We start from the raw sequence: 18,636 nt of genomic DNA, 5'->3' as shown, positions 1-18,636 counted from the left end.
TAAAAATTAAAAATATTTATATCCTAAGTAAGGGGTATTACAAAGCTTAAATATCAATGAAGTATTTTAACAGAGCCTCTATAATATATATACTAAATTTCATATGTTTTTAAGCTAATTAAATAGCTTTTTATGCTACTATTGCTTCGTGTATTTTAAAATTCTAAAAGGAGTTAAAATGAAACTAACTAAAATTAGTCTAGCGACTTTAGTTGCTCTAGGTGCTTTCTCAAGCGTTGCAAGCGCAACCCCGCTTGAAGAAGCTATTAAAAATGTAGATCTTTCAGGTTTTGCAAGATATAGATATAATAACACAAAAACAAAACCAAGCATTGAAAGCACAGAGGCTGAGCATAGTTTTTGGTCAATACTAACATTTAAAGCTGCGCTTGATGATAATTTCTTTGGTGTTCTAAGCTTGAGATATAGTTCATCAGACGGGTCAGGTAGTGCAACTGCCGGAGACACGACTAACACAACAAGCACGTTTGCAGTCAATGAATTCTATCTTGGTTATACTAGAGATAACACCACCTTCACTGCAGGTAAGCAGGTTATAGGAACATACTTCACGGATGATGAAGCCGGAACAGGTATCAAGATTGTAAACACAGACATAAAAGGTCTTACTCTTGCAGCTCTTGCATTTGATGCTCTTGAGAATAGTGGCGAAACAGATAGCGAAATTAAAAACACTGCTCCTAATGCTTTTCAAAACAATCTTTACGGTGTTGCCGCTATCGGCTCATATGATCCTGTAAATTTCCAACTATGGTATGCTACTCTTGTTGATGTTGCAAGCCTTATAGCTGCCGACGTTTCTTTTAGCTTTGATATAAACGAAGGAACAAGTTTTGGTCTTCAAGCTCAATATGGACACACTAATGTAGATGATAAAGTTGTTCCTGCTTATCAAGATACAGACTTTTATGCTGCGGAATTAAGTACGGGACTTTTTGGGGCCGACTTATCTGCAGGATATATCGGCTGGAAAGTAAAAGACAGAGCAAATGGTTTTTCAACTCTTGAAGATCAAGGAGAATTTATAAGCCCTGCTGAGCAATATCTTGATTATACAGCTCTTAATGGAAAAGCAAATTTCTGGTTCCTAACTGCAGGATATATGTTTGATAAATTTGGTATCGGAGCTGATTACCTAAAAGGTAATGTGAAAGACGATACTAATAACAAAACAAAAGTTGAAGAGTATGTGGGTAGACTATCTTATGATTATAGCTCAAAACTAACATTTGAGAGCTGGTATTCTCATTTAACAACAAAAGTTAATACTAATAAAGAAAAATCTGAGAAATTTAGATTTCAAGCTAAATACTCATTCTAATTTTTCTTATTACCTTGAGCGAATTATTTCGCTCAAGGCTGTTTTAAAATCACATATTTATTACAATTTTTTGTATCTACAGTAGAAAATATATCAAGCAATTAAATTATTTTTGTAAAAATTCATCTAACTTTATTTAAAAGCATAAGCTATTAAAGTTGTCTATGTAAATATTGCCAATTTAATTCCATCTATTAACCTACATACTATATAATATATTAAACAAAAATACAAATAATAAAAATTATTATTTAAAAATAATTTTTATTTAAGAATATTTTGCTATAATTCCTCATATAAAATTTAAAACAAGGAGACAATATGTCAAAAGTTATCGAACAACTAAACCAAATTCAGGCTGATGCTCATGCATTATTTATCAAATTTCACGACTATCATTGGAATGTAAAAGGTATTCAATTTTTTAGCATTCATGAGTATACAGAAAAAGCATATGATGAATTTGCTGAAATTTTTGACGAAATGGCAGAAAGAGCTATTCAATTAGGCGGTAAAGCTATAACATGCCCTGAAGAGTTAAATAAACGCTCTCACATTAAGCCTGAAGGTAAAAATAGCTATACTCCGACAGAAGTACTAAAAGGAGTTTTAGCTGATTATAAACACTTGCTTGGCGAATTTAAAAAACTTGCAGAAGTTGCAGATGGTGATAGCACGACAGTTGCAATCGCAGAAGACAATATAGCGAAATACGAAAAAGCTATTTGGATGCTTGAAGCTACTTTAGCTTAATAAATCTTCAATTTAAGGGGCTCAATACCCCTTAAATTTTTATTCTTTTTTCTTTAATCTTTAACTTTTATTATATAGGTAAAGCCTAAAGTTAAGTATCTAGTCAGTGTTTAATTCTAAAGTATCTTTTTTGGCTCCAAATAAAATAAAGGCTTGACCACAATTTATTTTTAAGAGATCGGTATGCTTAAAAACCTTGCATAATCTCTAAAAAGACTACGTATGCAAATTCATCTTCCAAGCATGGTTTTTAAAATTCTTTTTCCCACTTCCACGCCCGGCTGATCGTAAGTGTTTATTCCAAGCATTATTCCTGTTGCTGAAGTTAAAAGCTCGTAGTAGTATATCAGATATCCTGCGTGCCACTCATCAAGCTTGCTTACTGTGATCACGTCTACGCTTATACCCTCTTGTATGAGTGCGTGAGTTGTAGCATCGCATTGTGCGTTTATGAGGGAATTTAAGCTGATGTCGTTTGCAAAATCACACTCTTCGAGGTGTTTTAGGCTCAAATTCGGCGTTATCGCAATGCTATTTTGATCCTCAACTTTGATAAAAGTTACCGTCTTATCTTTAACTCCGTCCATTATGAGTTGCAAAAACGAGTGTTGATCGCGTGATCCGATAAGCCCCACCGGTGTTAGTCCATATCGCTTAAATCCCTTTTTCTTACCCAGGCTTTCCGCCCAAAGTTGCACATACCAGTCATTAAATGCGAGCAATCTATCCGAATAGCTAAATATCACGTTTATTTTAGCGCTTTTATGCGTTGCGTAGTGATATGCCTTATGCATTAAAGTATCGTCTTTATCGCTTAAAAATTGCTTTTTGCACTCTCTTGCGCCTTCAAGCAGGGCTTTTATGTCATATCCGCATAGACTTAGAGGCACTAATCCTATCGCGCTTAGCACGCTAAAGCGACCGCCTACGTTTTTTGGGATATTAAAATAAGTTATTTGATTTTCTTTAGCATAGATTTCAAGCGGAGAGTTCGGATCCGTGATGATAAGAAAATTTTGGCTTAAATTTTCAGGCTTGAAACGCTGTAAAATACACTTAAAAAGTGTGATAGTTTCTATGGTCGTGCCTGATTTTGACGATATGATAAATAGGCTTTTTTTAAATTCTATCTTTTTCATAAGTTTTTCAAAGCTAAATCCGTCTACATTATCAAGGAAGTAAAGCTCTCTTGAGCCATCTTTTGTTTCGGCTTTTAGCATTTGCTTGAGTGCTTTTACCCCAAGAGAGCTGCCGCCTATGCCTACTAGCACGACATTTTTTATATCGGCGAATTTGCTTTCGATATTTTTTATTGAAGCCAACATATCGTTTCCAAGCTCTGGTAGGTGATAGTATCCTATATCCCCACTTTCCAGTTCGTCATTCATGCGCTTGGCGTAAGAAGTTATCGTGTCTAGCGGTGTTTTTTTAAAGTAGAGGTTATTTTTTACCATCTTTTTGCAACTTTTCATAGAAGAAATTCGTAGCCTCGACAAAACCTGTCACGTTTCCGCAGTCAAAGCGTCTACCCTTAAATTTATAAGCTAGTACCATGCCATCTTTTGCTTGCTGCATAAGAGCATCGGTTATCTGTACTTCACCATTTTTGCCCGGTTTTGTCTGCTCTAAGATGGCAAAAATATCAGGTGTCAGTATATATCTTCCGATGATGGCTAAATTTGTAGGCGCATCTTCTACGTTTGGTTTTTCGATCATATCATCAACCATTATCAGGTCGTCTTCTATATATCTTCCGTTTATTATGCCGTAACTGCTGACTTGCTCTTTTGGCACTTCCATAACGGCTACGATGGAGCAGCGATATTTTTCATAAATTCTTACCATCTGCGTAAGTATACCAACGCCTTGTTCGTTGATACAAAGATCATCTGCGAGTATAACGCCAAAAGGCTCATCCCTTACGAGAGTTTTGCCTGTGTGTATGGCGTTGCCAAGCCCTCGCATACTCTCTTGACGCGTAAATGAAAATGTGCATTTTGCCATGAGATCGCGAATTTCGGTTAGTAGATACTCTTTGTTTGTGCCTGAAATTTGATGCTCAAGCTCGTAGCTTATATCAAAATAATCTTCAAGCGCACGCTTGCCGCGCCCTGTTATAAACGCCATGTTTTTCATACCGGCTTCCAAGGCCTCATCAACACCGTAATGAATAAGAGGCTTAGTAAGTATCGGTAGCATCTCTTTTGGAAGTGATTTTGTCGCAGGCAAAAATCTAGTACCGTAGCCAGCGGCAGGAAAAAGACATGTTTGTATCATAAAATTTCCTCTAATTTTTATGATATTTTAACGAAGCCTTACTAAATGCTAAATTAAGAGTATAAAATATAAAAATAAATGTTGAAGATATTATTGTATAAAAAGAGAGGAAAATACCTCTCTTTAAAATTAGGCTTTTATTTAATTACAGCCATCTTTCTACGCATATATGCGATTTTGCTTTGAAGCGGAAGGTGTTTTGGACAGTTATCCTCACACGCTAGCAAGGTCATACAACCAAACACTCCGTCATCATCGCCTATCAGCTCATAAAAGTCCTCATCGGTTCTCTTATCAAGTGCATCGATCTTAAATCTCGCAACACGGTTAAGCCCCACGGCACCGATAAAATCAGGTCTCATGATCGCAGTTCCGCAAGCGGCTACGCAAATTCCGCACTCTATACATCTATCAAGCTCAAAAACCTCTTGCGCCACTTCAGGCTCGACTTTTTCTTCAAGCTTGCTTATGTCGGTCTCGTGATCGGTATGTATCCAACTTTCTACGCGCTTACTCATAGCGTTCATCCAGTTACCCGTATCTACACTTAGATCTTTTAAAAGCTTAAACACAGGAAGCGGCATAAGCTCGATAACTCCGCTTTCAAAATCTTTAGTAAGAGTTCTGCAAGCAAGCACAGGCTTGCCGTTTACCAGCATTGCGCAACTTCCGCAAATTCCCGCGCGACACACAAAGTCAAAGCTAAGATCAGGATCAAATTTCTCACGAATTTGATTAAGCGCGATAAATAGCGACATACCCGGTGTCTCCTCAAGCTCATAAGTCGCAAAATGCGGCTTTGAAATTTTGCTTAATGGATTATATTTAAAAGCTTTTATCGTAATTTTTCTACTCATATCCTATACCTGCTCTTTCATTTGGTGCTTTATATTTTGGTTGTAACTCATAAGGCATAAGCGCATCTTGAATTTCATATCTGCCTTTGCCTTCTGCCTCCATTTTAGCGCGAATTTCATCAACTTCTTTTTGGCGAACTGCGCTATCTGGGTGCTCGATGATGTTTCCTTTGGCTCCGTATCCTCTAAATGCAGGTGGAATTTCCATCTTCATTATATCAAGCGGTTCGTATTCAACTGTTGGCATTGTAGCGCCCTCTTTCCAGCTTGTTAGAGTTCTGTTTAGCCAGTTTGCATCATCCCTTTTCGGATAATCCTCTCTACTGTGAGCGCCGCGACTTTCGGTTCTTAAAAGCGCGCCGTAAGCTACACAAAGAGCAAGCTTTAGCATCTTTGGTACGCGGTAAGCCTCTTCAAGCTCAGGATTGCCAAATAGATTTTTGTTTGCAACTTTAACGTCAAGCGAGTGTTTATAAAGCTCTTCAAGCTCTCTTACGGCTGTCTCAAGCCCTTCGCCCGTTCTAAAGATCGCAACATAATCCCACATGATGTCTTTCATCTTGTTTTTGATCTCAAATACGTTAAATTTACCCTCTTTATCAAGGAGTCCTTGCAGGTAGTCGTTTTGAGATTTTACGAATTTTTCTATATCTTTTGTATTTATCTCTATATCGTGGCTCTTGCAATAATCAGCAAAATAATCACCCACAATCATACCCGCAACAACCGTTTCAGAAACAGAGTTTCCGCCAAGGCGGTTAAATCCGTGCATATCCCAGCAAGCAGCCTCGCCGGCGCTAAATAAGCCTGCTAATGTCGGGCTTTCGCCGTTTGGCTTGGTTTTAATACCACCCATTGAATAATGCTGCATAGGAAGTATCGGTGCCCAGCCTTTACCGATTCCGTTTTCATCAAGTTCGGTATCCGCAGGATCTATGCCGTTAAATATCTCGCAAATTTCTTGAACGTCGCGTAAATTTTTCTCGATATGCTCACGGCCAAGTATGCTTATATCAAGCCACACGTGCTCGCCGTAAGGGCTTTTTACGCCTTTGCCTTTTCTTATGTGCTCCATGATACGACGACTTACGACGTCACGGCTTGCAAGCTCTTTTTTCTCAGGCTCATAATCAGGCATAAAGCGGTATCCGTCCACATCACGCAAAATTCCGCCGTCACCGCGACAACCTTCCGTTAATAAAATTCCGCTTGGAACGATCGGTGTCGGGTGAAACTGAACCGCTTCCATATTACCAAGTTGCGCGATACCTGTTTCAAGAGCGATCGCAGCACCGATACCTTCACAAACTACGGCATTTGTGGTGTGTTTATATACTCTTCCATATCCGCCTGTTGCTATCAAGGTGCCTTTTGAAACGTAAGCAGTGACCTCGCCATTTACTAAATCTCTTACGATAGCGCCGTAGCAGCGGTTGTTTTGGTGGATTAGAGCGATAGCCTCTTTTCTGTCATGAATTTCAACGTTATGTTTTAACGCCTCGTTTGCCACGGCAAAAAGCATAGTATGACCCGTAGCGTCAGCCGTATAGCAGGTTCTCCATTTTTTAGTACCGCCAAAGTCGCGGCTGTGAATAAGTCCGTGAACCTCTTCTTTTTCTACTATGGTTGTCTTTTGTGCGTTGATAATAGCACTTCTTTCGCCTTTAGTAATTCTCGTCCAAGGCACACCCCAAGCGGCAAGCTCACGGATAGCTTTTGGAGCTGTTTGACAAAACATTCTAGCCACTTCTTGATCGCAACCCCAGTCGCTTCCTTTTACCGTATCGGCAAAATGCACATCCTCATTATCGCCTTCACTCATTTTAGAATTTCCAAGGCTCGCTTGCATACCGCCTTGAGCAGCCGCAGAGTGAGATCTCTTAACAGGAATTAAACTCAAAACGATAGTGCTAAGTCCCTTTTCTCCTGCGGCAACCGCGGCTCTAAGTCCTGCAAGTCCGCCGCCTATAACCAATGCATCACAATATTTTATATTCATTACTAGCTCCTATCTACTAACTAAGGCTGATCCAGACAAAGTCCGCAATCAAAGCGATCACGGCTAGTCCGCCAAAAACCGCAAATATAACTGTTCTAGCCTTATTTCTCTTAGCTAGCATTTCGGCTCTATTAACACCTTCTATACTCACCCATTTTACATATAGTCTATACATACCTACACCTGCATGAACAACCATGAAGACAAGTAAAGCAAGGTAGAAAAACTCAAGTCTAGCAAAATTTAAAGCAGAGCTATCGGCAGTGATATGCCCGCCAAAAACTATATCCACTAAGTGTCCGCTTGCTGCGAAAAATAGCGCGAATCCGGTTAAAAACTGAAACCACCAAAGTGTAGTATCAAGGTGTCTGATGCGATCTTTATGTCCTCTAAACATCAAATACTGTCTAAAATTCGCAGGAAATTTTCGCATAGCCAAAAACGCATGAGCGATAAAAACTACAAAAATTATAGCCGCTATTACGTTTGTAATCCACCAAGTGGACTCACCAAACAGAAATTTAGCCTCGGCAAAACCTACAACCGCATTAAAAGCGTCCTTGCCAAACAAGATAGTTGATGTAAAAACCATATGACAAAGAATAAAACAGGCGAGAATAAATCCCGTGATACTCTGCCATCTGTCCCAAACCGCCGGCAAACGACTTTTTTTGCAGTCCGCCTGCCTCCCCAAGAAACCTTCGATTAGCCCACTCATGAGCACTCCTATATTGAAATTTGTTATTAATAACTTATAATAATTTTAAATTATAAATTTAAAATTTAATTGTTATATTATCACAAAGCAACTTTAAATAGATTTAAAATTTTGTCTATTTTTATCTCTTAAATAGAAGTAAGCAAGCACTCCTGCAAGAAGCATCGCAAGAGATAAAATTTGGCCCATCGAAAGACCTAAAAATACAAAGCCAAGCCCGAAATCAGGCTCTCTGTAAAACTCGCATATAAATCTTGCGATAGTATATAAAATAGCATATAAAGCTATGAGTTCGCCGTCAAATTTCTTAAATTTTCTATAAGTAAATAAAATTAAAAATATCACGATGCCTTCTAAAACAGCCTCATAAATTTGAGAAGGGTGTCTAAGCATACCTGCTACATATATCCCCCAAGGTACGTCCGTAACCCTACCAAAGAGCTCTTGATTTAAAAAATTTCCGATCCGTCCGAAAAAATATCCAAGCGGGATACTGAGCGCAACCAGATCAAGCAAAGCCCAAGTATTTTGCTTGTATTTTTTACAAAACGCCCACGTAGCAAGCAAAAATCCAACTACCGCACCATGATAACTCATGCCGCGAATTCCTACGAATTCTCCGTTGTAAAAAGGATTAAAAATTTGCCAAGGCTGAGTTATATAATAAAGTGTATTTGGATCGTAAATGAGTATATATCCGACTCTAGCGCCTAAAATAACGCCTATCTCAACCCAGAAAAAGTAATTATCAAGAAGCGAATTTGAGATATTAACCTTGTCAAATTTAACGATAAATTTAGCCACACCAAGTGCGACAAGTAGAGCCAAAACATACATCAGCCCGTACCAATGAACACTTATACTAAAAATTTTAAAAGCTACGGGATCAAAGTTATTGTAAATTTCGTTCCACCAACTCATCTAGGAACGACCCTTATCTTAAGAGTCTTTTCAAGTCCGCCGGCAAAATCTTCAAAAAGATATCCAAGTCCGCGGTAAAATTTGCTTTTTGCCTCTTTTTGAAGCGTAGGAGCTAGTTTTGCAGCATAAGGAAGCAGATATGAGCTTAAAAACACGCCTAAAATTTCCTCTGTCTTTTCATTGGCTTCAAGCTTTAAGATAGCCGATAAAAACGATAGCTGATTGCTTATGCTGTCTATCTTTAAGGATTTTAAATTCGGCTCAAATCCGCAAATTTGATAAAGCTTAGCAAGCCTTTCATCATCACCTTTGAAAAAATATGTAGCAACAAAATACTTTTGCAAATTCTTAAAGTCAGCCTCTATATCCTTTATATCCTCGCTCTCAATCGCTTCTTTATAAAGAGATCTTCCTTTATTATTGGCTTCGGTATCATTTTGCAAAAACCACTCGCCGTTTTTCTTGATCTGTTCAAAAATTTTGTCACTTAACGAATTTGAAAAACCGACAGCAAAAACTCTACACACAACCGAATAAAATTCGCCAAGCTTCATGATAGTCCTTTTAAATTTTTGTGATTTTACTAAATTTAAATTTTTTTAAACCTTAGGCGAATCGAATTTAAAACAACGGTTACCGAGCTAAAGCACATCGCAATCGCTCCATAAACAGGAGTTAAAACTATCTTAAATACCGGATAGAGCGCGCCTGCAGCCACTGGAATGCAGATTAGATTGTAGATAAACGCCCAGAACAAATTTTCCTTGATCGTTTTCATCGTATCTTTAGCCAAATTTATCGCTTTAACAACGCTTTCAAGGTCATTTTTTATAAGAACTATATCGCCCGCGTCCTTTGCGATGTCGGCTCCACTGCTCATAGCTATGCCTACATCGGCTTGCTTAAGCGAAGGCGAATCGTTTATACCGTCTCCGATAAATACAACCTTGGCATCCTTTTGAAGCTCTTTGATAATCTCAAATTTTTCATTAGGCAAAACTCCTGCAAAGACCTTTTCGATACCGATCTTTAGCGCTACGTTTTTAGCGGTAAAAACATTATCCCCCGTTAGCATCACAGGAATTATATTTTTATTTTTCAGTTCGTCTATAATCTCTTTAGCATTTTCCTTTAAGGTATCGCTAAGACTTATAAATCCTACGAATTTTTTCTTTATCGCAGCCAAAACCACGCCGTTTCCGTCATTTTGCATCTTTAAAATTTGCTCTTTTGAAGAATCGGGAATCTCTATGCCAAATTCTTTCAAAAAGCCTTCATTGCCCACGACTATCTCGCTTTCATCAAGGCTTCTTATGCCTTTTCCTGCGATATTTTCAAAACCGCTGTCGTTGCCTAAAATTTTAAGATCAAGCTCGTTTGCATACTCAACAATCGCTTTTGATATAGGGTGCGAGCTTTTTGCTTCAAGAGCTGCGATTAGAGCCAAATCATCTTCGTTTATATCGGTAAAATTAACCGAAATTTCACCTTTTGTAAGAGTGCCGGTTTTATCAAATATCGCGTATTTAGCGGTGTGAAGCACCTCTATAACTTCGGGATTTTTTATCAAAATTCCGTTTTTAGCGCCCAAAGAAAGTGACGAGATAATAGCAATAGGCGTAGCAAGTCCAAGCGCGCAAGGACAAGATATGATAAGTACGCAAATCGCACTTAAAACGCCTTGCATAGCATTTCCGGTAACTGCAAACCAGATCAAAAACGTAACCACGGCTATAATAATAACGGCCGGCACAAAGATATTTGCAACCCTATCGGCAAATCGACTAATCGGCATTTTTTTGGTGCTGGCATCGCTTAATAGATGTAAAATTTGAGCTAGCAAAGTTTGATTTGACGGCTTTGTAACTTTTACATTCAGATAGCCGTTTGTGTTTATAGTACCTGCGTTTACCTCATCGCCCGTTTTTTTATACACAGGCAGGCTCTCGCCCGTAAGCATAGACATGTCAAGCTCGGCTCCGCCGTTTATAATAACTCCGTCGCAAGGCACGTGAAAGCCCGCTTTTACCATTACGATGTCGCCTATTTTTAGGTTTTGCACATCTGTTTCTACGGCTTGTCCGTCAGGCTTTAGCACTAAAGCTACCTTAGGAGAAAGATCCATAAGGCTTTTTAGATAATCTCCCGCCCTAGCCTTTGAGCGCTCCTCAAGAAATTTGCCAAGCAGGATAAAAGTAATAATCATTGCAGAGCCTGAAACATACATATGGCGCATATTTTCAGGCATCAAATTTGGGGCTAAAAAGACAAACACCGAGTAAAGAAACGCCATCAAAGTGCCAAGCGCTACAAGCACGTTCATATCGTAGTTTCTGTTTTTAAGCGCACCGTAAGCGTGTACGAAAAACTCCTTACCGCAAACCGCAAGCGCGATAAAAGCCAAAAATAGCATTACAAACGCCTTTAGCTCGCTCATAGCGCCCGTCATCTCAAGCCACATTATCACAGCACTGATAACGGCTGCAGCGATGAAGTTGTTACGCAAATTTTTGATATAACTAGCTCTTTTTTTCTCAAATTCGCTCATATCCTTAGCGATCTCGTAGCCCAGCTTTTTGATCTTTTCTTCAAGCTTGGTTCTTACTTCTTCACTAGCTACTATAAATTCGCCCGTAGCATTAGCAAAGCTAACCTTAGCGTCCTCTACGCCATCCATCTTTTTAGCGACTCTTTCTATAGCGTTTGAACAATTCACGCAGGTCATGCCAGCGATATTGAGCTTGATAGTTTTTGACATAGCTAAATCTGCTCTATTACTTCAAATCCAAGATCATCAAGCTCGGATATAAATTTACCTACATCTTTATCGTCTAAATTTACACTAACCACTTTTGGCTCACGACTTAAATCAACTTCAATCGTTCCAAATTCATCTTCAAGCGCACTTTTTATGGTATTTGCGCAGTTTTGACAATGCACATTGGCAACTTTAAAATGTTTCATAGAATTTCCTTTATCATGTGATAATATTTATGCGAATTTATCGTCATTTCCTGATTGATTACAAAGCCTAGTCTCTGGTAAAATTCTCTCTCTTTTACCTTATCTTGATCTACTATCAAAGATACTTTTTCATATTCTTTGAGTTTAGCCACTTCAAATATAAATTTTATCAGCCTTCCTGCGATTCCCTGCCCGCGAAATCTCTCGTCAACCGCGATACTATCGATATAAAACTCATCCTCAAAGCACTCTTTTTCTACTTTAGCGGCCGGATTAAATTTCTTAAGATGTTCTAAAATAGGAGCGTCAAGACTATTTGCATCTCCTCCGTAGTAGGCGCAAACGGCTGCGACTATATCTTTTTCGTGTTTAAAAACATAAACGTTTTTATAGCTTAATCTATTAATATCCTGAACGAAAAAAGAGGTTAGAATTTCGTTACTTTTTAACTTGTCGGTAGTTCCGCTAAGTGCAAAAGCGATATCATCCATAGCTAAATTCAGTAGTTCGATACAACGCAAAGCGTCTTGTTTGGTAGCTTGTGTAATCATTTGGTAATTATAGTATTTTAACTATAAATTTTAAGCTAACAGCTCGCAAAACATCTTAAATTTTAAAAAGATAATAATCTTTTTTGGCTATAATTTCCAAAATTTTTTTAAGGAAAATTTATGGGAAGAGCATTTGAATACCGAAGAGCAGCCAAAGAGGCTCGCTGGGACAAGATGAGTAAGGTATTTCCAAAACTGGCTAAAGCTATAACGGTAGCCGCCAAAGAGGGCGGAACAGATCCTGATATGAATCCTAAACTCCGCGCAGCGATAGCAGCCGCAAAGAGCGAAAATATGCCAAAAGACAACATCGACGCGGCGATAAAAAGAGCAAACGGCAAAGATAGCGCCGATATCAAGACTATATTTTACGACGGAAAAGCAGCTCACGGAGTGCAAATAATCGTAGAATGCGCCACTGATAATCCTACCAGAACTGTTGCAAACGTCAAGGCGATATTTAGCAAAAACGGCGGAGAGGTGCTTCCAAGCGGAAGCTTAAGCTTTATGTTTACCAGAAAGAGCGTCTTTGAGCTCAATATGCCTCAAATCGAGCCTGATGAGATTGAGCTAGAACTAATTGATTTCGGACTTACCGAGCTTGAAAGCGAAGGCGATACGCTTTACATATACGGAGATTATACAAGCTTTGGCACGCTTCACGAGGGTATAGAAAAGCTTGGGCTTGAGAGCAAAAAGGCAAGCTTGCAATACATCGCAAATTCGCCGATAAGCTTAAGCGAAGAAGAGATGCAAGAGGTAGAAAAACTGCTTGACAAGCTCGAAGACGATGATGACGTACAAGCCGTTTATACAAATATAGAATAAAGGAAAAAAATGAGAAATGATGAGTTAAAAATTTACGAGATCAATCAAGACGAGTTGGCAAAATTTAAATTTGCCGTTATCCATACCGAAAAAGGCGATATAAAACTTGAGCTTTTTGGCGAAGAAACGCCTCAAACGGTTATGAATTTCGCTACTTTGGCAAACGACGGATTTTATGACGGGCTAAATTTCCACCGTGTTATACCGAATTTCGTTATCCAAGGCGGCTGTCCTTACGGAACAGGCACCGGCGGTCCCGGTTGGAGGATAAAATGCGAATGCAGAGGTCAAAAGAGCAAGCATAAACGCGGAAGCCTATCTATGGCGCACGCAGGTCCTGATACGGGAGGGAGCCAGTTTTTCGTATGTCATAGCGCGCAACCTCATCTTGACGGAGTTCATACGGTTTTTGGGCAAGCGATAGACGAAGACAGTCTAAAGGTACTTGACAGCGTAAGAGGCGGCGATAAGATCGAATCTATCGAGATAAAAGAGAGTTTATAATACTTATTTAAAGGGAGAATTTCTCCCTCTTTCTACTACTTTAAAATTTTATAATTTTTAAAATTTAATTTTATTTTTAATATTGTTTCTGATAAAATAAGCACCTTGAAAGTATTTAAGAAAAAAGGAGGTTTCTTGTCAGAAGCTCATCTAATTCAACCAAAATCTAAAAGCAAATTCACAAAAATCATTACCAGTCTCGCCTTTTGGGTGGTTTTGGGCATAGCTGCAGGTATAGCAGTAGGTATGGCTTTGCCTGATATAGGAGTAGCGAGCAAACCTGGAATTGATTGGTTCATAAAAGCTTTAAAAGCGCTAATAGGACCGATTATTTTTCTTACTATAGTTTCAGGCATAATCGGGCTTGAAAGCATGAAAGAGCTTGGAAGCATAGGACTTAAAGGCTTTATATATTTTGAAATAGTAAGCACGATAGCGCTTGCGGTGGGAATTTTATTTGGAGAGGTTTTAAAGCCGGGTCACAACATGCATCTTGACTACACCACGCTAGATCCGGGAAGTGTCGAAAAATACACTCACATAGATAAAGACGTGGGCTCAGTTTGGGCCATCTTAAAAAGTGCCGTTCCAAGTGATCCTATCACTCCGTTTCTTACTTCAAACACCCTTCAAGTGCTATTTATGGCGATAGTTACGGCAGTGATCATATCGTTTTTAAAGCACGAGCATAAAAAGAAAATTTTAAAGCCGCTTGAGGTAGTTCAGCATTGGGTCTTAAAACTGCTTACGATTTTAATGCTATTTAGCCCGGTGGCTGCATTTTCCGCTATGGCGTTTCTGATAGGAAAATTCGGCATAGACTCTTTGCTTGGTATGCTTGAATTGCTTTTTGTAATGGCTGCCGCGAGCTTATTTTTTATATTCGGCGTTCTTGGGCTGATATGCTATCTCGTAAAGGTTAATATCTTTAAATTTATGCGCTTTATAGCCAAAGAGGTTTTAGTGGTATTTGCCACAAGCTCCAGCGAAACGGCACTTGCTCCGCTTATGCAAAAGCTAGAAGCCGCAGGAATTCATCGCGGAGCCGTGGGTCTTATCATACCTACTGGATATTCGTTTAATCTTGACTGCACCAACATCTATCTAAGCTTAAGCGTAATCTTCTTGGCTCAAGCGTTTGGAATTCCGCTTAGCATAGAGCATCTCATACAAATTTTAATCATCCTTATGGTTACCAGCAAGGGCGCGGTCGGAGTAACGGGCTCAGGTTTTATCGTGCTTGCAGGCACCCTAGCCGCTCTTCCAAGCGCAGGAATTCCCGTAGTTACGGTAGCGGTATTGTTAGGGGTTGATAAATTTATGTCTGAAATGCGTGCAGTGGGAAATCTTTGCGGAAATGCCGTAGGATGCTTAATAATCTCAATATGGGATAAAAAAGTAGATATGGAAAAATTTAATTACGCTCTTAATCATCCCGAAGAGTTTAATTTTCATGCGTAAATTTTATACAAGAAAGTTCATTACTAATTCAAAGAGAGTTTTTGCTCTCTTTGAATTTTAATTCTACTCCCAAAGCTTTTCATCAAGCTCTTTTTCACTTTTTGCGACAAATATCGCTCCCATCATATCGCCAACGACGTTCATAGATGTTCTTCCCATGTCAAGCACGGCATCAATTCCTAAAATCATACCGTATGCTATGGCTATAACGCTTCCGGCTTCTACTTTTAACCCGACGGACTCAAGAACCATAAGAAGCATTATGGCTCCGGCACCCGGCACTCCTGCCGTTCCTATGGAAGCCAGAACCGCCGTGATAACTACGGTTAGTTGCTGAGAGAAATCAAGCGGCATACCCACGACATTAGCTACAAATATCGCACAAACGCCAAGATAGATAGTCGTTCCGTCCATATTTATGGTTGCACCCACGGGCAAAGTAAATCCATATACACCTCTTGGCACACCCATATCCTTTTCAGCCGTCTCCATAGAAATAGGCAAAGTAGCGCCTGACGATCTGGTAACAAACGCGGTAATCATCGGCGGGCGGACTTTGGATAAAAATTTAATAGGGCTAAGCCTAATAAAAACACAAATGACACAATAAACAAGCAAAATTTGTAAAATTAGTCCGACATAAACACTTACCGTAACATTTATAAGCGGTCCAAACGCCTCGGCTCCGCTCTTTGAAAATACGATAAAAATAAGAGCAAAAACGCCTATAGGAGCATATTGCATAACCCAATGAACCACTTTAAACATTATGCTATTCATGCCTTCAAAAAACGAAAATACGATTTTGGCAGAATTTCTAACCTGCTCATTTTCGCTATCAAGACTAAACGCAAGCGCAATCCCGAAAAATAGACAAAAACATATAGTAGGCAAAACCTCTCCCTTGGCTATAGCCTCAAAAGGATTTGTCGGAATGATGTTTAGCAAGATATCCACAAGCCCAGGAGCTTTAACCTCCTTGCCTGCGCTTGCTACGTTTGTAGCTAGCTCTAGACCTACGCCCGGCTGAAGGATAGAGCCAACGGCAAGTCCTATGACAATGGCACAGAGCGAAGTAAACATGTAAAAAGCGATGACTTTTACACCCACCTTACCAAGATGAGAAGGAGATATCGAGCTAGCTCCAACGATTAGCGTACAGACTATGACAGGCAAAACTATCATCTTAAGCAGTCTGATAAACAGATCTCCAAATGGCTTTAATATCTCTATCGCACCGCCTGCGTTTTGAAAAATCATACCAAATATCGCACCTAAAACAAGTCCGATAAGGATACGTAAAAGCAAATTGCTTTTAAAATAAAAGTCTAAAATACCTTTTTTATCAGGCATACCCTCTCCTTATTTTCATTTAATCAAATTTTATTGTATCTTTGTTTTCTTTAAAATCGTAAAAAAGACAAATGTGACATAAATAAATTTAAAAATTTATAGCAATTTCGTATCAAAGCGTTACATGAAGCATTAAATTTAAGCCTAAATTTATATAACCGAACTGCTCTACTTAGAGAATTTTCCGCCTGAAATTTGCTGAGTAAATTTGAATTTAGCCCCTAAAATACTATCTTTTCTCTTAAATTTATTACAGTTAAAATATAAAAACTCCTTAAAAACTTGATAATAGGCATTAAATTTTATAAACTCTTCATAGTTATAAATGCCTATTTTAAGGTTTGGCTATAAATTTACTAAATACTTTTTTAATTTTTATTGCACTATAATTTTGTGATCAAATCACCAATTCTAGGAGGCTTAAATGGATATAGTAAATAGGTTTTTACGATACACCAAGATCAATACTACGACAAACAGAGAAGCGGGTGCCGCCGGCATCATGCCTTCAAATCCCGTAGAAATGGAGCTTGCAAAGCTTCTTGAAAGCGAGCTAAAAGAGCTTGGATTAAGCAATATCAAAAGACGAGAAAATTCGATAACAACTGCGATTTTGCCGTCAAATTCAAGTAAAAAAATTCCTTCGGTTGCGTTTTTTGCCCACCTTGACACAAGCGCGGAGCAAACAAACGATACAAAAGCTCAAATAGTCGCCTACAAAGGCGGAGATATAACGCTAAACAAAGAGTTAAACATCGTCATGAAAGAGAGCGAATTTCCCGAGCTTAAAAACTATGTGGATGACGATATAATCGTAACGGACGGAACAAGCCTACTTGGAGCCGACGATAAAGCGGCGATCGCAAGCATAATGAATGCGGTAAAATATTTCGTAGACAACCCAAGCGTAGAGCATGGCGATATCATCGTAGGATTTTTACCTGATGAAGAGCAAGGTTTAAGAGGTGCAAAAGCGCTTGTAGCAAGCGAGATAAATGCCGATTTTGGCTACTGTTTAGACTGCTGCGGTATAGGCGAATTTATCTATGAAAACTGGAATGCAGGAGACGCTATAGTAACATTTACGGGACAATCAGCTCACCCGATGAACGCTAAAGGCAAGCTTATAAATTCGCTTTTAATGGCGCATAAATTTATATCCATGCTGCCTGGCGGCGAAGCTCCCGAATACACCGAAAATCGCGAAGGATACTACTGGGTAAAAGAGCTTAGCGGAAACAGCGCAAAGACTATCTTAAAGCTTGATATAAGAGAATTTAACGAGAAAAAATACGAAGAGCGTATGCAATTTTTGCAGGATTTAACCGACGCATGCGCTAAATTGTGGGGCGAAAATAGAGTAAGCATAAAGCTTGCCGACAGATACAAAAACGTCTTTAACTACCTAAAAGACGGCGAAAATAGCCTGCCTATACAAGCTGCGAAAGAGGCTTACAAAAATTTAGGAATAGAGCCTAAAGTCATACCTATGAGAGGTGGCTATGACGGAGCGGTGATCTCAGAAAAAGGCATTCCTTGTCCGAATTTATTTACCGGAGCTCATAATTTCCACTCGATTTATGAATATCTGCCAGTAAAATCACTGCGCGCTTCAAGCGACGTGGTTAAAGAGATAATCAAAATTTTAGCCAAATGAATTTACAAATTCCCGCTATAAATTTGCGGGAATTTCTCCTTTAAATTTAAGCAAAGATTAGAGGATTTATCCAAGTAAAGGCAAGCGTCAAAAAAGCTGTTTTAGCCAAAGATGGCGTGGAAAGCAATTTTAAGATTAGCGCATGGTTCATAGTGTAAGCCGTATAAAAGCTTTTTATCGCGTAAAAGAGCAAAAATGCCGCTCCGCCGTATCTGGCTATGTATTCAAGATAGCTATATTTATATACCAGATACCCAAATCCCATAACTCCCGCAAAGATCAAAACGGCATCCGAAACGGCGCAAATAATACAGACTAAAAACACATATTGCTTTTTGATGCCTTGCTTTAGCACAAAAGCGTTTTGGGCTCCGATGGCTAAAATAAGCGACAATCCTATGCCAAATCCCGATATAAAAGCGTCCATAAATAAATTAGTTAAAATTTCTTG

At 38.9% G+C, this 18,636-nt stretch carries 18 protein-coding genes; 6 read left to right on the top strand and 12 right to left on the bottom strand.

Annotation, left to right across the window (positions count from 1 at the left end; all coding sequences use genetic code 11):
• Nucleotides 1-178: 178 nt before the first annotated feature.
• On the top strand, nucleotides 179-1,342 hold the full coding sequence (locus tag ACHJH3_RS02050; RefSeq protein ID WP_407063366.1) for a major outer membrane protein: 1,164 nt from the start codon (nucleotides 179-181) through the stop codon (nucleotides 1,340-1,342).
• A gap of 321 nt (nucleotides 1,343-1,663) precedes the next feature.
• Nucleotides 1,664-2,095 carry a Dps family protein gene (locus tag ACHJH3_RS02045; protein ID WP_407063365.1) on the top strand — a complete coding sequence of 144 codons (432 nt, stop codon included), beginning with the start codon at nucleotides 1,664-1,666 and terminating at the stop codon, nucleotides 2,093-2,095.
• A 230-nt stretch (nucleotides 2,096-2,325) separates the two neighbouring features.
• On the opposite strand, the gene ACHJH3_RS02040 is transcribed toward ACHJH3_RS02045, so the two are convergent.
• The 10 genes from ACHJH3_RS02040 to ACHJH3_RS01995 all read right to left on the bottom strand — a co-directional run bounded on the left by ACHJH3_RS02040 (nucleotide 2,326) and on the right by ACHJH3_RS01995 (nucleotide 12,382).
• Nucleotides 2,326-3,549 (bottom strand): glucose-6-phosphate isomerase, encoded by a 1,224-nt coding sequence (locus tag ACHJH3_RS02040; protein ID WP_407063380.1) that lies wholly within the window; start codon nucleotides 3,547-3,549, stop codon nucleotides 2,326-2,328.
• The gene (galU, locus tag ACHJH3_RS02035; RefSeq protein ID WP_407063364.1) at nucleotides 3,536-4,372 is read right to left on the bottom strand and encodes a UTP--glucose-1-phosphate uridylyltransferase GalU; all 837 of its coding nucleotides are present in this window, start codon (nucleotides 4,370-4,372) and stop codon (nucleotides 3,536-3,538) included. Before galU ends, ACHJH3_RS02040 begins: the two co-directional genes overlap by 14 nt.
• Nucleotides 4,373-4,509: 137 nt before the next feature.
• The gene (locus ACHJH3_RS02030) at nucleotides 4,510-5,229 is read right to left on the bottom strand and encodes a fumarate reductase iron-sulfur subunit (RefSeq protein WP_169940168.1); all 720 of its coding nucleotides are present in this window, start codon (nucleotides 5,227-5,229) and stop codon (nucleotides 4,510-4,512) included.
• Nucleotides 5,222-7,228 carry a fumarate reductase flavoprotein subunit gene (locus ACHJH3_RS02025; RefSeq protein ID WP_407063363.1) on the bottom strand — a complete coding sequence of 669 codons (2,007 nt, stop codon included), beginning with the start codon at nucleotides 7,226-7,228 and terminating at the stop codon, nucleotides 5,222-5,224. Before ACHJH3_RS02025 ends, ACHJH3_RS02030 begins: the two co-directional genes overlap by 8 nt.
• Before the next feature lie 16 nt (nucleotides 7,229-7,244).
• On the bottom strand, nucleotides 7,245-7,946 hold the full coding sequence (locus ACHJH3_RS02020) for a fumarate reductase cytochrome b subunit (RefSeq protein WP_172199803.1): 702 nt from the start codon (nucleotides 7,944-7,946) through the stop codon (nucleotides 7,245-7,247).
• Nucleotides 7,947-8,039: 93 nt separating this feature from the next.
• Entirely contained in the window at nucleotides 8,040-8,867 is an 828-nt protein-coding gene (lgt, locus tag ACHJH3_RS02015; protein ID WP_407063362.1) for a prolipoprotein diacylglyceryl transferase, read from the bottom strand.
• Complete coding sequence (locus tag ACHJH3_RS02010; protein ID WP_407063361.1) at nucleotides 8,864-9,421, bottom strand: hypothetical protein; 558 nt, start codon at nucleotides 9,419-9,421, stop codon at nucleotides 8,864-8,866. The genes lgt and ACHJH3_RS02010 overlap by 4 nt, the downstream gene beginning before the upstream one ends.
• 35 nt (nucleotides 9,422-9,456) lie before the next feature.
• Nucleotides 9,457-11,625: a heavy metal translocating P-type ATPase gene (locus ACHJH3_RS02005; RefSeq protein ID WP_407063360.1), complete on the bottom strand. Its 2,169-nt coding sequence runs from the start codon at nucleotides 11,623-11,625 to the stop codon at nucleotides 9,457-9,459.
• 2 nt (nucleotides 11,626-11,627) lie between these two features.
• The gene (locus ACHJH3_RS02000; RefSeq protein ID WP_407063359.1) at nucleotides 11,628-11,831 is read right to left on the bottom strand and encodes a heavy-metal-associated domain-containing protein; all 204 of its coding nucleotides are present in this window, start codon (nucleotides 11,829-11,831) and stop codon (nucleotides 11,628-11,630) included.
• Entirely contained in the window at nucleotides 11,828-12,382 is a 555-nt protein-coding gene (locus tag ACHJH3_RS01995; protein ID WP_407063358.1) for a GNAT family N-acetyltransferase, read from the bottom strand. The genes ACHJH3_RS02000 and ACHJH3_RS01995 overlap by 4 nt, the downstream gene beginning before the upstream one ends.
• A 120-nt stretch (nucleotides 12,383-12,502) precedes the next feature.
• On the opposite strand from ACHJH3_RS01995, the gene ACHJH3_RS01990 reads away from it, so the two are divergent.
• From ACHJH3_RS01990 to ACHJH3_RS01980, 3 genes are all read left to right on the top strand, one after another.
• Nucleotides 12,503-13,210 carry a YebC/PmpR family DNA-binding transcriptional regulator gene (locus tag ACHJH3_RS01990; RefSeq protein ID WP_172199815.1) on the top strand — a complete coding sequence of 236 codons (708 nt, stop codon included), beginning with the start codon at nucleotides 12,503-12,505 and terminating at the stop codon, nucleotides 13,208-13,210.
• Between the two features lie 9 nt (nucleotides 13,211-13,219).
• Complete coding sequence (locus tag ACHJH3_RS01985; protein ID WP_173030723.1) at nucleotides 13,220-13,714, top strand: peptidylprolyl isomerase; 495 nt, start codon at nucleotides 13,220-13,222, stop codon at nucleotides 13,712-13,714.
• Between the two features lie 135 nt (nucleotides 13,715-13,849).
• Nucleotides 13,850-15,175: a cation:dicarboxylate symporter family transporter gene (locus tag ACHJH3_RS01980; RefSeq protein WP_169940150.1), complete on the top strand. Its 1,326-nt coding sequence runs from the start codon at nucleotides 13,850-13,852 to the stop codon at nucleotides 15,173-15,175.
• A 63-nt stretch (nucleotides 15,176-15,238) separates the two neighbouring features.
• On the opposite strand, the gene ACHJH3_RS01975 is transcribed toward ACHJH3_RS01980, so the two are convergent.
• Nucleotides 15,239-16,528, bottom strand: coding sequence for a dicarboxylate/amino acid:cation symporter (locus ACHJH3_RS01975; protein WP_407063357.1), 1,290 nt, complete (start codon nucleotides 16,526-16,528; stop codon nucleotides 15,239-15,241).
• 424 nt (nucleotides 16,529-16,952) lie between these two features.
• Here ACHJH3_RS01975 and pepT point away from each other — a divergent pair, with 424 nt between their 5' ends.
• Nucleotides 16,953-18,185, top strand: coding sequence for a peptidase T (gene pepT, locus ACHJH3_RS01970; protein ID WP_407063356.1), 1,233 nt, complete (start codon nucleotides 16,953-16,955; stop codon nucleotides 18,183-18,185).
• A gap of 46 nt (nucleotides 18,186-18,231) precedes the next feature.
• On the opposite strand, the gene ACHJH3_RS01965 is transcribed toward pepT, so the two are convergent.
• On the bottom strand, nucleotides 18,232-18,612 hold the full coding sequence (locus ACHJH3_RS01965) for a LysE/ArgO family amino acid transporter (protein ID WP_407063355.1): 381 nt from the start codon (nucleotides 18,610-18,612) through the stop codon (nucleotides 18,232-18,234).
• Nucleotides 18,613-18,636: the final 24 nt, after the last annotated feature.

The sequence above is a fragment of the Campylobacter canis genome, assembly GCF_045504005.1.
GTDB lineage: Bacteria > Campylobacterota > Campylobacteria > Campylobacterales > Campylobacteraceae > Campylobacter_A > Campylobacter_A canis.
This window is presented reverse-complemented; position numbering and strand designations above follow the sequence as displayed.